Source organism: Ignavibacteriales bacterium (genome assembly GCA_016709765.1).
Lineage (GTDB): Bacteria > Bacteroidota > Ignavibacteria > Ignavibacteriales > Ignavibacteriaceae > IGN3.
On the sequence record JADJMD010000008.1, the window covers coordinates 447,607 to 462,110 of the forward strand.

Annotated in this window: 7 protein-coding genes and 10 pseudogenes; 10 read left to right on the forward strand and 7 right to left on the reverse strand. The window is 33.3% G+C overall.

Translation table 11 applies throughout. From position 1 onward, the window contains the following. Window positions 1-94: 94 nt before the first annotated feature. The 7 genes and pseudogenes from fabG to IPJ23_03505 all read right to left on the reverse strand — a co-directional run bounded on the left by fabG (window position 95) and on the right by IPJ23_03505 (window position 4,850). A pseudogene (fabG, locus tag IPJ23_03475) lies at window positions 95-868 on the reverse strand (3-oxoacyl-[acyl-carrier-protein] reductase). Then, window positions 865-1,467 (reverse strand): DUF3109 family protein, encoded by a 603-nt coding sequence (locus IPJ23_03480; protein ID MBK7629767.1) that lies wholly within the window; start codon window positions 1,465-1,467, stop codon window positions 865-867. The pseudogene fabG and the gene IPJ23_03480 overlap by 4 nt, the downstream one beginning before the upstream one ends. Next, a pseudogene (gene fabD / locus IPJ23_03485) lies at window positions 1,467-2,380 on the reverse strand (ACP S-malonyltransferase). The gene IPJ23_03480 and the pseudogene fabD overlap by 1 nt, the downstream one beginning before the upstream one ends. A gap of 23 nt (window positions 2,381-2,403) precedes the next feature. Continuing rightward, on the reverse strand, window positions 2,404-3,039 hold the full coding sequence (locus IPJ23_03490) for a hypothetical protein (protein MBK7629768.1): 636 nt from the start codon (window positions 3,037-3,039) through the stop codon (window positions 2,404-2,406). Between the two features lie 142 nt (window positions 3,040-3,181). Beyond that, window positions 3,182-4,124, reverse strand: a pseudogene (gene plsX, locus IPJ23_03495) (phosphate acyltransferase PlsX). Window positions 4,125-4,146: 22 nt separating this feature from the next. After that, window positions 4,147-4,326, reverse strand: coding sequence for a 50S ribosomal protein L32 (rpmF, locus tag IPJ23_03500; GenBank protein ID MBK7629769.1), 180 nt, complete (start codon window positions 4,324-4,326; stop codon window positions 4,147-4,149). An 18-nt stretch (window positions 4,327-4,344) separates the two neighbouring features. Then, a pseudogene (locus tag IPJ23_03505) lies at window positions 4,345-4,850 on the reverse strand (DUF177 domain-containing protein). Window positions 4,851-5,311: 461 nt separating this feature from the next. Between IPJ23_03505 and IPJ23_03510 the strand changes: the two are divergent. The 10 genes and pseudogenes from IPJ23_03510 (at window position 5,312) to IPJ23_03555 (ending at window position 14,495) form a co-directional block, all read left to right on the forward strand. Then, window positions 5,312-6,121 carry a PrsW family intramembrane metalloprotease gene (locus IPJ23_03510; protein ID MBK7629770.1) on the forward strand — a complete coding sequence of 270 codons (810 nt, stop codon included), beginning with the start codon at window positions 5,312-5,314 and terminating at the stop codon, window positions 6,119-6,121. Beyond that, entirely contained in the window at window positions 6,118-6,594 is a 477-nt protein-coding gene (locus tag IPJ23_03515; GenBank protein MBK7629771.1) for a hypothetical protein, read from the forward strand. The genes IPJ23_03510 and IPJ23_03515 overlap by 4 nt, the downstream gene beginning before the upstream one ends. A 252-nt stretch (window positions 6,595-6,846) precedes the next feature. After that, window positions 6,847-7,390: pseudogene (nadD, locus tag IPJ23_03520) on the forward strand (nicotinate (nicotinamide) nucleotide adenylyltransferase). Continuing rightward, window positions 7,391-8,307, forward strand: a pseudogene (locus IPJ23_03525) (NAD-dependent epimerase/dehydratase family protein). A gap of 1 nt (window position 8,308) precedes the next feature. Continuing rightward, a pseudogene (gene meaB, locus IPJ23_03530) lies at window positions 8,309-9,261 on the forward strand (methylmalonyl Co-A mutase-associated GTPase MeaB). A gap of 12 nt (window positions 9,262-9,273) precedes the next feature. Beyond that, window positions 9,274-10,428, forward strand: a pseudogene (locus tag IPJ23_03535) (acyl-CoA dehydrogenase family protein). A gap of 4 nt (window positions 10,429-10,432) precedes the next feature. Next, window positions 10,433-12,089, forward strand: a pseudogene (locus IPJ23_03540) (acyl-CoA carboxylase subunit beta). 66 nt (window positions 12,090-12,155) lie between these two features. Beyond that, on the forward strand, window positions 12,156-12,800 hold the full coding sequence (locus IPJ23_03545; GenBank protein ID MBK7629772.1) for a hypothetical protein: 645 nt from the start codon (window positions 12,156-12,158) through the stop codon (window positions 12,798-12,800). Further along, window positions 12,797-14,151 (forward strand): annotated as a pseudogene (locus IPJ23_03550) (sigma-54-dependent Fis family transcriptional regulator). The gene IPJ23_03545 and the pseudogene IPJ23_03550 overlap by 4 nt, the downstream one beginning before the upstream one ends. Continuing rightward, on the forward strand, window positions 14,151-14,495 hold the full coding sequence (locus IPJ23_03555) for a histidine triad nucleotide-binding protein (GenBank protein MBK7629773.1): 345 nt from the start codon (window positions 14,151-14,153) through the stop codon (window positions 14,493-14,495). The pseudogene IPJ23_03550 and the gene IPJ23_03555 overlap by 1 nt, the downstream one beginning before the upstream one ends. The last annotated feature ends 9 nt before the right edge of the window (window positions 14,496-14,504 follow it).

Consider the following 14,504-nt stretch of genomic DNA (forward strand, 5'->3'; position numbering starts at 1 on the left):
TGTTCTCCTCTTTTAGTTTTGTATTTAATTGAGTTATTATTTATTGGTTTAAATTTAATGAAAATAAAATCTAAGAAACAAATAGATTTGTAAATTACATTGTCATTCCGCCATCAACCGAAATAACTTGACCTGTAATATAATCTGCATCTTTACTGCATAAAAACGCAACAACTTTAGCTACATCTTCTGGATTACCTAATCGAGCCATCGGAACATTTTGAACTAACTTTTTAACTTGCTCTTCGGTCAATTTATTAGTCATGTCTGTTTGAATAAAACCGGGCGCCACAGCATTAACCGTAATATTGCGAGATGCTAACTCGCGAGCCATAGATTTTGTAAAACCGATTACTCCTGCTTTTGAGGCAGAATAATTTGATTGCCCGGCATTGCCTATCAATCCAACAACCGAAGCGATATTTACAATTCTACCATATCGTTGAGCGATCATAGGTTTGAAACTGCTTTTGTGTAATTAAAAACACTTTTAAGATTTGCATTAATAACATCATCAAATTCTTTTCACTCATTCTTAAAGTAAATTGTCCCTGGTAATCCCGGCATTATTAATTAATATGTCAACGCCACCTAATTTTCTATAGCTGCTTCAACAGTTGCATTAGCTTGTTCTAATGATGAAGCATCAGCTTTAAAACTCATGAATCTTAATTCCAGGAAAGTCAATTTCACCCATTAATTCATCAGCACATTCATCACAACTGTTATAAACAAAAGCGACATCAGAAAATAAAACCCCACAGCAGCTTCTCGAAGCAAGTTCTTTTACAATTGCTCTGCCGATTCCTCTTGTACCACCTGTTACAATTGCGCGCTTATTATGTGATTCAACTACTTTACTTGTCATTTTTTTTCAACTCCGGAAAGATGTTCGGATAAATATTCATTTTTATACTTTTCAAGTTCTATAAATTTTTCTTCTCCAAAGAAATGAATCAATTCTTCTCTACACGCCTCAAAGATACTTGTTTCTTTAATAGGATCTTTACTGCAAGTTTTTAATCTATCAATATGTTCATCATCGATTGTAAGCGCACCTTCAAAAACTGTAAGTGGAAAAAGCACACAATAAATTGGTTTGTACTTCCACTTATGGGCGCCTTCATTCATAGCCAGTTTTTGAAGAGTACATAAACCATTTTTATCCAAGAATGTACATTTACCGTCGATTACTTCTGTACCGACAGCTACACCTGATTCAAAATCTTCATCTTCTTCAGGTGCCTCAAACCATTTATCAATATCTTTAGTTTGAGTCTCATCCAACAAAGGAATGATTTTATCTTTAATACTTAAAATATATTCGTGTTCTTTAAGATCAGTGTAAACGCCGTAATTGCAACATTCACCACCACACTTACAGGAAAATTTAAAATTAAAAATCTGTGGATCAATATAAACACCGTTAATTTCTCTAGTAAATTTTTGATTAATCTTTGATTCCATTATAAGTACTGCTCCAAATCTTCATATTTATCTATTCCAAATAATTTTACATCTGGATTTATTCGCTTAACCAATCCTTGTAAAACTTTTCCTGGTCCAATTTCATAAAATTCGTCAAAGCCATCAGCTACCATATTAGTTATTGTTTCTTCCCATCTTACAGGAGAAGTAACTTGATTATGCAAATGATTTTTTATTTCATCTTTTTTTGTAACTGGTTTTGCTGTAACATTTGCATACACAGGAAATTTTGCGTCGTAAAATGATGCAAAAACTAAAGAATCCATCAAAACATCTTTAGCTGATTGCATTAATGGTGAATGAAATGCGCCGCTAACAACAAGCTCTTTGACTAATTTAGCACCATTCGCTTTGCATAATTCCATCGCTTTTCTAACGCCATCAATTGAGCCCGATATAACAATCTGATCGGGCGAATTAAAATTTGCACATTGTACAATTCCGAATTCAGATGCTTCTTTACAAAGAACTACAACCTTGTTTGCTTCTAATCCGATAATAGCTGCTAGAGTTCCGGGATTATCAATCCCCGCTTGTTGCATCGCTTTACCTCTAGCTCGTACAAGTTTAATTGCATCATAAAACTGAATTGCATTTGCTGAAACTAATGCTGAGTATTCTCCAAGTGAATGACCGGCCGCGCCTTCAGGTTCAAGTGTTCTAATTAAACTTGAAAGAATAACACTGTGCAAAAAATTGCTGGTTGTGTAAACTCAGTCTGCTTAAGCTGTTGTTCTGGTCCGTTAAACATTATGTATGATAGATTAATTCCAAGAGCATCATTGGCGGTTTTAATCATCTCTTTGGCTTCTACAGATTTTTCAAATAAATCTTTAGCCATACCAATATATTGTGATCCTTGACCAGGAAATAAAAAAGCTTTTTTTGACATTGAAATAGTTTATGTTTTATAAATTAAATTGCCCAAACAACATGTATTGCGCCCCATGTATATCCAGCTCCAAAGGCTGATAATATTAAATTATCACCTTTTTTTACTTTTCCGGCTCGATAGTATTCAGTTAAACATAATGGAATTGTTGCAGCCGTTGTATTACCATATTTATCAATATTAATCATCACTTTGTCTTTACTAATTCCCATTCTTTGTGCTGTTGCATCAATAATTCTTAAATTTGCCTGATGAGGAACAAGATACGCAATGTCTTCTGATTTAAGATTGCTTTTTTCCATTAATTCAGCAGAAACATAAGGCACCTGTTTGCAAAGCAAAAGAAAACCTGAGCAAGCCGCAGATAAATCAAATCCCCATGCATTTATAGCACCAATTTTATTTTGTACCAAACATGCAGTGGCAGGAAAAAACATATCTGGTGTAACAGTTGCAACTATAATTGCATCAATTTCTTTTGGATCAACATTATGTTTTTCAAATAAATCTAATGCTGCGCGAGCTGCTAAATCGCTTGTGGCACCATCTTCTAAAATTCTTCTTTCGCTGATTCCAGTTCTGGTTTTTATCCATTCATCATTTGTTTCAACAATTGATTCAAAATATTTGTTATCCAGTACTTTATCAGGAGTGTACATCCCAACCCCTGTTATCATTGCATTAAATCTTTTATCAGACATTAATTTTCCAGTAATTATTTTTTAGAATATTGTTTGATAGAATTTTCTATCTTTTAATGAGGTCTTTATTATACATTTCTCTAGCTTTAAAACCATGTTTTTAATTGCTTTTAGGAGAACTTGATCCGTGTCCTATAATACTTATTCCATTAACGCCAAGCAACGGTACACCCCATGTTCCTGATAATCCAAAGACTTTAAGGATTTTTTAAGAGTTTCCTTTGATAATCCAACTTTTAACTTGTCAAAAAACTTGCTTCAGCAGTTTCCGTTAAAAGATGTTTAAGAAGTTTAGGAACTGATTCACCAAATTTTAAAATAATATTTCCAACAAAACCATCACACACAACAACATCAACTTGCTTTGTTAGTATATCACGACCCTCAACATTTCCAATAAAATTTAATTTGGATTCTTTAAGAAGTTTAAAAGCATCATTAGAAACTTCATTGCCTTTACCCACTTCTTCACCCATGCTTAATAGTCCAACGCTTGGATTTTTAATTCCTCCCATTTCTTTTGCATAAATAGTCCCCATCACAGCATATTCAAAAAGATGTGATGGTTTTGCATCTTTACCGGCACCAACATCGTACAAATAACAAACACCATAAACATTTGGCATTTCAGCCCCTATTGTTGGACGTCCTACACCCGGAATTCTACCCATTACTAATGTTGAAGCGCTCATCATCGCACCGGTGTTACCGGCACTTACAAAAGCGTCTGCTTTTCCTTCTCTAACAAGCTGTGCACCTTTTACGATTGACGAGTTTGGTTTTAATTTAAGGGCGGAAGTTGGTGAATCACCCATACCAATAATTTCATCAGTATGGATTATAAATTTTTCATCAAATGAAAGTTGATTGGAATTTATAACCGAGAATATTTCTTCCTTTTTACCAACAAGAAAAAGTTCAAAGTCGTTCTTTTCATTGTAAGCATCAATGGCTCCAACTACAGCATTTTGAGGGGCGTAGTCGCCCCCCATTGCATCAACAATTATTCTGCACTTAGAAATTTTAGCTTCTGATTCAGCCATTAGATAAGTAAGCTATAAAAAATTAGCTTTTAGGAATAAACACAGAGCGTTCATTGTAGTAACCGCAGGAAGGGCAAGCACGATGAGCAAGTTTCATATCACCGCAATTTCCACAAGTGCTTAATGAAGGTGCTACTGCCTTATAATGTGTCCTACGCTTATCTCTACGACTTTTAGATATCTTACGTTTTGGATGTGCCATATTATCGTTCCATTATATTTAATTGAGATTTAATTTATCTTTCAAGTTCATAAGAGGTTTCCACCTCGGGTCTATTTTTTGTGTACTGCAATTACATTCTTCTTTATTCAAATCTTTACCACATCGGTAACACAATCCTTTGCAATCTTCTTTACAAAGTTTTTCATCGGAATTGAAAGCAGTGCAAATTCGCGAACATCGATCGTAATATCAATCTTATCTGCATCTCTGTTTAGATAGCTTACATTTAATGATTCCGTTTCTTCCGGCGCTTCATTCATTAGATAAATCATTTTGTAATCACTCGTTAAACTTGCTTTATACTCAGTTCCACATCGATCACATTCATATTTTACTTTAAATTCTGAAGTTACCGAAACTATCAACTGATCGTGCAATTTATTTAAGATTACAGAAGATTTATACTTTCCATAAAATGGCTTATCTAATTCCAAAACATCAACTTTGTCCTCAAAAACAAAATCGTGTTCCCCAACGTTTAAATTTGATATTTTTATAATCATCTTGCAAAATCACGCAAAAAACGAGGCTAAATATATAACTGAACCATTATATAATCAAACAATGCTAAAGCTCAAATATTAAGCTTTTGGAACAATTCAAGCTGTTATAAAGATAATCAAAATTTTTATTGATAAAATCAGAGTAAAACTAAACTATCTAATTGAATACACAGTGATTGAAATATTTACTTTGAAAATCAAATCTACAAAACCTGCAATTCAATTTATGGAATTAGTTAAAAATATTTTTGGGTTTTTCACTGCCAAATCAATAATTTGAAACAGATTTTTAATAATAGTTATCATTGCCAAAAATTAAATGTTAATAATCTTTTCTGCATTAGCCGCAATTATTCCAATGTCAATCTATTTAGTATTGATTTGGAAATTCGATCGATACGACCGAGAGCCATTTAAACTTGTTTTTATAAATTATCTTTTGGGGCGCACTTGGTGCTATTGTGCTTGCATTACTCTGCAGTTTTATTTTTACGGCAATCGTTTCATTTTTTATAAAAGATAATATACAGCTTAGCAGATTTGGTGCTGTTGTTGTTGCCCCGATTGTAGAAGAAATTACTAAAGGTTTGTTTTTACTGATTACAATTACGAATAAGAAGTTTGATAACATTACCGATGGAATTGTATACGGTGGGGCAATTGGACTTGGATTTGGGATGACTGAAAACTTCTTGTACTTTGTAACTTACGGCGATTCAGTTGCAAACTGGATGATGTTAGTGGTTATAAGAAGTCTATTTTCTGCTGTGATGCACTGTGTTTCAACTGCAACGCTGGGAGCATTTCTTGGATTGGCAAAATTCAAATCATCGCCTAAAAAAATTTCTTATACAATTGCTGGATTAACGTTTGCAATGATGATACATTCAATTTGGAACATAAGTCTAAGTTATGATAACATTGCACCAATCGGATTTCTGTTTATGCTTGTTGCAATAATAATTTTTATTTCTGTTTTTTCTATTTCATTAAGAGGTGAAAGAAAAATAATTTTTAATGAGCTTAGAGAAGAAAGTGAAAACGGAATAATTCCTGAATCACATCTGATTATATTAAGCTCACCTCAACGAGAAAGAAAAGGCTGGCTTGATGAACGTAATCGTAAAGCATATATTAAAGCAGCAACAACTCTTGCATTTCGCAAGGTTCAGTTAAAAACTCAAATGGTGCTAGCAGAGCTTACTATGAACTGGATGTTGATAATTATAGAGACTTTATCAAAAGATTATTACAAAATGATTAATCAATGAACTCAAAAGCTGTTTATATTATCCCATCCGATTTATTTAATCCGCAAAGCGTAGATAAAAGCTTAAATGAAATTGCAAAAGAAGATATTATCTATCTGGCAGAATCTCTTTATCTAAATATTCTTGAAAATTTGCAAGGCAAAGAAAACAAGTTTGATGTTTATTGTATTTGGAGCAATTATGAAAGGGATTATTTACCTGAGGAGTTAAAAAAAAATAATTTAAATTTTATTTATACAGATTTATCAGACAAAGTTCTTCTTTTTGAAAAATTATCAACTAAAGAATTTTTATCTCATAAAAATAACCTTATAGTTAGTTCTGATGTAATTGATTTAAAACCTAATGATTATTATCAGTGTTTTAAGTTGTTAAGTTCTGAAAATGAATCCCTTGTGATTGCAAAAATAAAGATGGATTTATTGCTGCGTTTGGGTTTAACAAATACTCTCAAGATATATTTAACAGTTTAATATCAAGCAAGTTTGATTACAATATTTTTTTAAGTAAAATTAAATCCTGCGAACATTTTATGCATATTATAAATGATGTTTTAATGGTTAAAAATATTAATAACTTTAAGCAGCTTTATGTGGAGTTATCACAAAAGAAAAGTATAGCATATTGTTCACAACAAATGCACGAACGCTTTACACACTTGTTTGTTGAATATAAGGATTTATTAAAATGAGTAAGATTGGAATTTTGGAGGAACTTTTGATCCAATCCATAACGGACATTTAATTACTGCACAATCAGTTAAAGAAATAAGAAATCTTGAAAAGATAATTTTTATACCGGCATTTATTTCACCGCACAAACAGGATGCTGATCCATCAAGAGCAAAGCATAGATTAAATATGTTAGAACTTGCAATTAAGGATATTCCTTTTTTTGAGTCTTCTGATTTTGAAATTAAGCAGCATACAATTTCTTACACTATCGATACTTTGCGTGAATTCAAAAAGTATTATGATGAAATTGATCTGATAATTGGGTATGATAACATATTTCAGTTTCACACCTGGAAAGAACCTGATGAAATTTTTTAAGTTAGCTAATGTTGTTGTTCTTAAAAGAAAATCCTCACACCCAATTGACTATATAGATAAGTATGTTGAATCTGCCCACTTTGTGGAGACACGTGGTATCGAAATAAGTGCAACAGATATTCGTAATCGTGTTGGCAATGGTATGCCGATTTATTACCTCGTACCTGAAAAAGTTTTAGATTATATTTTTAAAAACAATTTCTATAAGGAAGAATAATTGAAGATTCTTGTTACAGGCGGAGCTGGATTTATCGCTTCGCAAATTGCAGATGCTTTTATTAAAAATGGACATCAGGTTGTAATACTTGATGATTTATCGACTGGATTTGAAAAAAATATAAATCCAAAAGCAAAGTTTATTAAAGCAAATATTGGTGATAAAACTTTGGATAAACTTTTTGAAACAGAAAAATTTGATATTGTAAATCATCACGCTGCGCAAATGGATGTAAGAAAATCTGTTAAAGATCCGGCATTTGATGCAACAACAAATATTCTTGGTACGATTAACCTTTTACAAAATTGTGTAAAGTATGGCGTAAAGAAATTTATGTTTGCTTCAACAGGCGGCGCTGTTTATGGAGAGCAAGACTACTTCCCTGCTGATGAAAAACACAATCAGCAGCCAAAATCACCTTACGGCATTTCTAAACTTGCAGTTGAAAAATATTTATATTTTTATCATTCAGAACACAAATTAGATTATACAATTTTACGGTATGCAAATATTTATGGACCGCGACAAAATGCCATGGGCGAAGCCGGAGTTGTAGCTATCTTTTCTACAAAACTTCTTAAAGGAGAGCAACCAATAATTAACGGTCACGGTAAGCAAACACGTGATTATGTTTTTGTTGGCGATGTTGTAAATTCAAATTTATTAACTCTTAAAGATGAATCGTCAGATGTTTATAATATCGGAACCGGAATTGAAACAGATGTAAACCAGCTATTTCATTTTATTAATAATATTGCTGATGCAAAAAAGAGGAGTTGCACGGTCCAACCGCCGCTGGCGAACAACTTAGAAGTGTAATTACTTCAGATAAACTATTTAATAAGTTTGGCTGGAGACCTTCAACAAAATTAGAAAATGGATTAGAAACAACTGTAGATTTTTTAGAACTAATATAAAATGATTGATAAAAATCTGGTTGAAAATATTTATAAAGGAGATCGGCGTTCAATAGCTCGTGCTATTTCAATAATTGAAACTGGTAATCCCATTTCATCAGAATATTTAAAAGAGATTCACTCAAAAACTGGTAAATTTTATCGGATAGGAATTACAGGCCCGCCTGGGGCAGGTAAAAGTACAATTACAAATCAACTTACAAAGTATTTTAGAAAGCAAAATAAAAAAGTTGGAATCATTGCAGTTGATCCAACTTCACCGTTTACCGGTGGTGCCTTGCTCGGTGACAGAGTTAGAATGACCGACATTGGAATGGACAGCGGCGTATTTATTCGTAGTATGGCCACTCGAGGAAGTCTTGGTGGTCTATCTAAAAAGCTATTGATGCCGCAGATATTTTAGACGCTGCTGGATTCGAAAGAATAATCTTTGAAACTGTTGGTGTTGGACAATCTGAGCTTGATATTGCTCAAGCGGCTGATACTACAATTGTTGTGCTTGTTCCGGAAAGCGGTGATTCAGTTCAGGCAATGAAGGCTGGTTTGATGGAGATTGCTGATTTTTTTGTTTTAAATAAAAGTGATAGACCTGGCTCACAGCAAGCTTATACTGCACTTCAAACTATATTAATGATTAAAGATCACGATGAAAATTCCTGGTTACCAAATATTATAAAAACAGTTGCTTCTGAAAATAATGGAATTAAAGAAATTGCAAATGAGATTGAGCGACATAAAAATTTTATGAAAGAAAAAAATCTTTTTAATCTTAAAAGAGAAAAACAAGCTAAAGTAAGAATTAAAGAAATTGTTGAACATAAATTAAAAGATGAACTTTGGAGTGAAACCGGACAAAATTCTTTAAATTCCTCCTTAGAGAAAGTTATACTTGGTAATTTTTCTCCATATCAAATAGCAGAAAAAATTATTGAAGAGTTTAAAAACAGAATTTAATCTGGAGTTATAATGGAACCAAATCCTTTTTTATCTGAGCTTACCGAAAATCAGATAATCATTCGAGATACTATTAAAGTCTTTGCTGAAAAAAATATTCGCCCTGTAATAATGGAATACGATGAATCACAAAAATTCCCTATGGAGATAATGAAGCAGCTTGGGGAACTAGGTTTTCTTGGAATTCTTGTTCCTGAGGAATATGGCGGTGCAGGTTTAGGTTACGTTGAATATGCCATTATAATTGAAGAACTTTCAAAAGTTGATCCATCAATAGGACTTTCTGTTGCAGCTCACAATGGGCTTTGCACAAACCATATAAATCTTTTCGGATATGAATCTCAAAAGAAAAATATTTGCCAGATCTTGCGAGCGGCAAAAGATTGGAGCCTGGGGATTAACGGAATCTTTTTCCGGCAGTGATGCAGCAGGTTTAAAAAGCGTCGCAATTAAAGATGGTAACAACTGGATTTTAAATGGAAGCAAACAGTTTACTACTCATGGCACAGTTGGTGAAACCTACGTTGTAATGGCTATTACAAATAAAGATGATAAGAAGAAAGGTATCTCAGCTTTCATTCTTGAAAAAGGGATGGAAGGTTTAATAATTGGAAAGAAAGAAAATAAACTTGGAATGCGCGCAAGCGATACAACGCAATTAGCTTTTGAAAATTGTATTGTGCCAGCAGAAAATCTTTTAGGCGAAGAAGGAATGGGATTTATAAACTCGATGAAGGTATTGGAAGGCGGAAGAATTTCAATTGCAGCTTGCTCAGTTGGATTAGCGCAAGGCTGTTTAGATGCTTCACTAAAATATTCACAGGAGCGCAAACAGTTTAATAAACAACTTTTTGATTTTCAGGCGATACAATTTAAACTTGCTGATATGGCTACGAATATTGAAGCGGCAAGAATGTTAACTTTCGCGCTGCGGCAATGAAAGATGCAGGAATACCAAACACAAAAGAAGCAGCTGAAGCAAAACTTTTTGCAAGTGAAATTGCAGAAAAAGCAAGCAGCGAAGCGGTACAAATTTTTGGCGGATATGGATTTATAAAAGAATATCCGGTAGAAAAATTTTATAGAGATGTAAAACTTCTCACAATCGGAGAAGGAACATCCGAAATACAACGTATTGTTATTGCAAGGGATTTGTTGAAGGATTAATCGTATGAAACAAATCGGGACAGAATCCAATGAGAATGAAATATTTCTTAAACGTGAAGATTTTCAAAAAGATTTACTGCGCAAACTAGAAGCGACAAAAGACAAAGTAAAATTAGGTGGTGGTAAAAAATCTATTGAAAAACATAAAGCTAAAGGAAAATTAACCGCACGTGAAAGAATAAACTTACTTGTGGATGATCCGAAAAAGTTTTTCGAACTAAGTACGTTTGCTGCTTATGGAATGTACGAAGAATACGGTGGAGCACCATCTGCAGGTACAGTATACGGGATTGGAAAAATCCACAATCGTAACTGTGTTATTGTTGCCAACGATGCAACAGTAAAGGCCGGTGCATGGTTTCCTATCACTGCAAAAAAGAATTTACGCGCCCAAGAAATTGCAATGGAAAATCGCATTCCAATTATTTACTTAGTTGATAGCGCTGGAGTTTTCCTTCCTTTGCAGGATGATATTTTCCCTGACAAAGAACACTTTGGAAGAATATTTCGTAATAACGCAAAAATGTCCTCAATGGGTATTCCGCAAATAGCCGCCATTATGGGACCTTGTGTTGCTGGCGGAGCGTATCTTCCAATAATGAGTGATGAAGCTTTAATCGTTGAAGGCGAGGGTTCTGTTTTTCTTGCTGGTTCGCATCTGGTTCGTGCAGCTATTGGAGAAGTGATTGATAATGAAAGTCTCGGCGGCGCAAAAGTTCAATCAAACATTTCCGGCGTTACAGATTATATCATGAAGAATGATGAAGAATGTATTGCCCAAATAAGAAGTTTAGTTGGGAAATTTGGGAATAATAATTCTGCAGGATTTGATCGAATTGAGAGTAAATTACCTAAATATCCAACCAAAGAAATTCTTGGAGTTATTCCCGAAGATACTTTAAAGCCTTATGATACTTATGAATTACTTTCACGCATTGTTGATAAGTCTGAAATTGATGAGTACAAAGCCGGTTATGGAAAAACTATAATTACTGCTTACGCACGAATTGATGGCTGGGCAGTTGGGATTGTTACCAATCAAAGAAGCGTGGTAAAAACTGAAGAAGGTGAAATGCAGATTGGAGGTGTTATCTATTCTGATTCTGCTGATAAAGCAACAAGATTTATAATGAATTGTAATCAGAAAAAAAATTCCACTTTTATTTTTACAAGATGTAACCGGATTTATGGTGGGAAGTAAAGCTGAACAAGGCGGTATAATTAAAGACGGCGCAAAGATGGTTAATGTTGTTGCAAATTCAGTTGTACCAAAAATTACGATCATAACCGGGAACAGTTTTGGTGCAGGTAATTATGCAATGTGCGGCAAAGCCTATGATCCCAGATTTATTTTTTCTTATCCAAATGCAAAAATTTCTGTAATGGGCGGCAACCAAGCAAGCAGTGTTTTATTAGATATAAAACTAAAGCAAGAAGAAAAAAGCGGAAACAAGTTTACTGATTCCGATAAAAAGAAATTGCTGAATGATATCCAAAAATCTTATGACGATAAAAGTACTCCGCTATATGCAGCCGCAAGATTATGGGTTGATGAAATAATTAATCCATCGCAAACTCGTGAATGGATTTCTATGTGTTTGGAAGTTTCAAATAACAATCCGGATTTACCTAAATTTAACCCTGGTGTGATTCAGACTTAACAATATTACCATATAAACACTAAACTGCATTTAATTCTTGGTATTCTAATTTTCTTAATAGTAAAAATGAAAACTAGTGTAATTCTAATAACTCTATTTTTATTAAATCAAAGTTTTTCACAACAAAGTAATCTTTCAAAATCGGTTAATCATATTACAGAATATATTGCTTCAGAAAGATTTATAGAAATAAGAAAAACCAGCAACGATTTGATAGCAACAGATTCAATTTTTATCAATGCTCTCATCTTTTGTGATGGAAATATTTCTGATGCTTTATTAACCTTAATGCTAGCTACAGTTCCCTATCGTGAAGTTCCTGTTCAAGTACCAATAATTAATTCCCTAATTTACTATCCCCTAACCAGTGCTGATGAGGAAACTTTTCTAAGAAAGAATGAAAACCTTCCTCGATACTTGTTTTTTGACTCGCCAAGAAACGATTACGGTGATAAGGATAAACTTGCACATTTTTTTGGAAGCGCTTTCTTATCAAATGGATCCAACATTTTTGACTTGGGAAAGCTAATTGGTTATTTTGTGGAAGCTTTTGAGGAAAGTTTTAAAGTTCAATCAAGTGTTGATATACGTGACTTAGATGTAAATGAATATGGCAGATTATTCGGAAAATTACTTAAAGAAAATAGAGATATACTTCCATCACAAATATTTTTATTTCGTTCATTAAGATTTTTGAGAGTTAATTTATGAAATCAGTTTTAATAATAGATGATGAAATCCAAATCTGCGAAAGCATAAGATGATTCTTGATTACGAGGGTTATGCTGTTGAGTTTACAACAAGCGCTAATGAAGGTTTGGAAAAATTTTCATCAAAAGAATTTTCTGCAGTCCTTCTGGATATACAAATGCCTGAAATGAATGGATTTGAAGTACTAAAAAAAATAAAGGAACAAAAACCAATATCTTCAGTTATTATTATCTCTGCACACGGAAGTGTTGAAAATGCAATTAAGGCAACGCGTCTTGGGGCATTTGATTTTCTTGAAAAACCTATTGATCGTGATAAACTTTTAATTAGTGTTCGAAATGCGACTGAGAACGCTTCTCTTAAAGAAGAAAATGAAGAAATTAAAAAAGTGTGGGTTGGGGATGGCGAAATACTTGGCAAAAGTAAAGCCATCCAGAATATTTTAGAAATGATTGATAAAGTGGCTCCACTTGATACTCGTGTTTTAATTACAGGCGAAAATGGAACCGGTAAAGAATTGGTTGCACGAGCTATCCACAAAAAAAGTGAAAGAAAAGACAAACCATTTGTTGAAGTTAACTGTGCTGCAATTCCTAATGAACTAATCGAATCAGAATTGTTTGGGCATGAGAAAGGATCTTTTACCGGTGCGGTTCAGCAAAGAATTGGCAGATTTGAACTTGCTAACAACGGAACTTTATTTTTAGATGAAGTTGGAGATATGTCTCATCAGGCACAGGCCAAAGTCTTACGTGCAATTGAGGATGGAAAGATAGAACGAGTTGGAAGCGGAAAGAAAATTAGTGTTGATGTTAGGTTAATTGCTGCAACAAATAAAAATCTTAAAGAAGAAATTGAAAATGGAAATTTTAGAGAAGATTTATTCCATCGATTAAATGTAATTCCCATAAACGTTCCCCCGTTAAGAGAAAGAGCCGAAGATATTCCTATTTTATTGGAAAGATTTACTAATGAAATTTCATTAAAACATAAAAAGCCAATAACCAAGTTTGCGGATGATGCAATCCAAATACTTAAAAATCAATCGTGGACAGGAAATGTTCGCGAGTTAAGAAACATAATTGAGCGTATAATTATTATAGTTGGTAAAAAAGAAATTACATCAAAAGATATTGCATTTATGTTTTCTGGTAATCAACATTCAGTTGATGAGCTTGTTGATATTAGCAACTCATTCCAAGAGTTTAAAGAAAAAGCTGAGCGTGTTTTTATTCTTAAGCAGCTTAGGGCAAACGATTGGAACATAAGCAAGACTGCAGAAATATTAGAAATTCAACGAAGCCATCTTTACAATAAAATGAAAAAGTATGAAATTGAGAAAGATGAATAATGGTAACCATCTTTTCTAAAATTATTAATAAAGAAATTCCCGCTGATATTGTGTTTGAATCTGAAAATGTTTTAGCATTTAAAGATATAAATCCTCAAGCGCCTGTTCATATTTTAATTATACCAAAAATTGAAATATCAAAAGTCACTGATATTAAAGGTACTGAACATGCAAATCTTCTTGGGAAAATGATTGATGCGGCGAACAAAATTGCAAAAGATATGGGAATAGCTGAAGATGGTTTTAGATTAGTTTTTAATTGTGGTGATAATGGTGGACAGGAAGTTTACCACCTGCATTTGCATTTACTCGGTGGACGAAAAATGAACTGGCCGCCGGGTTGATTTTACTGC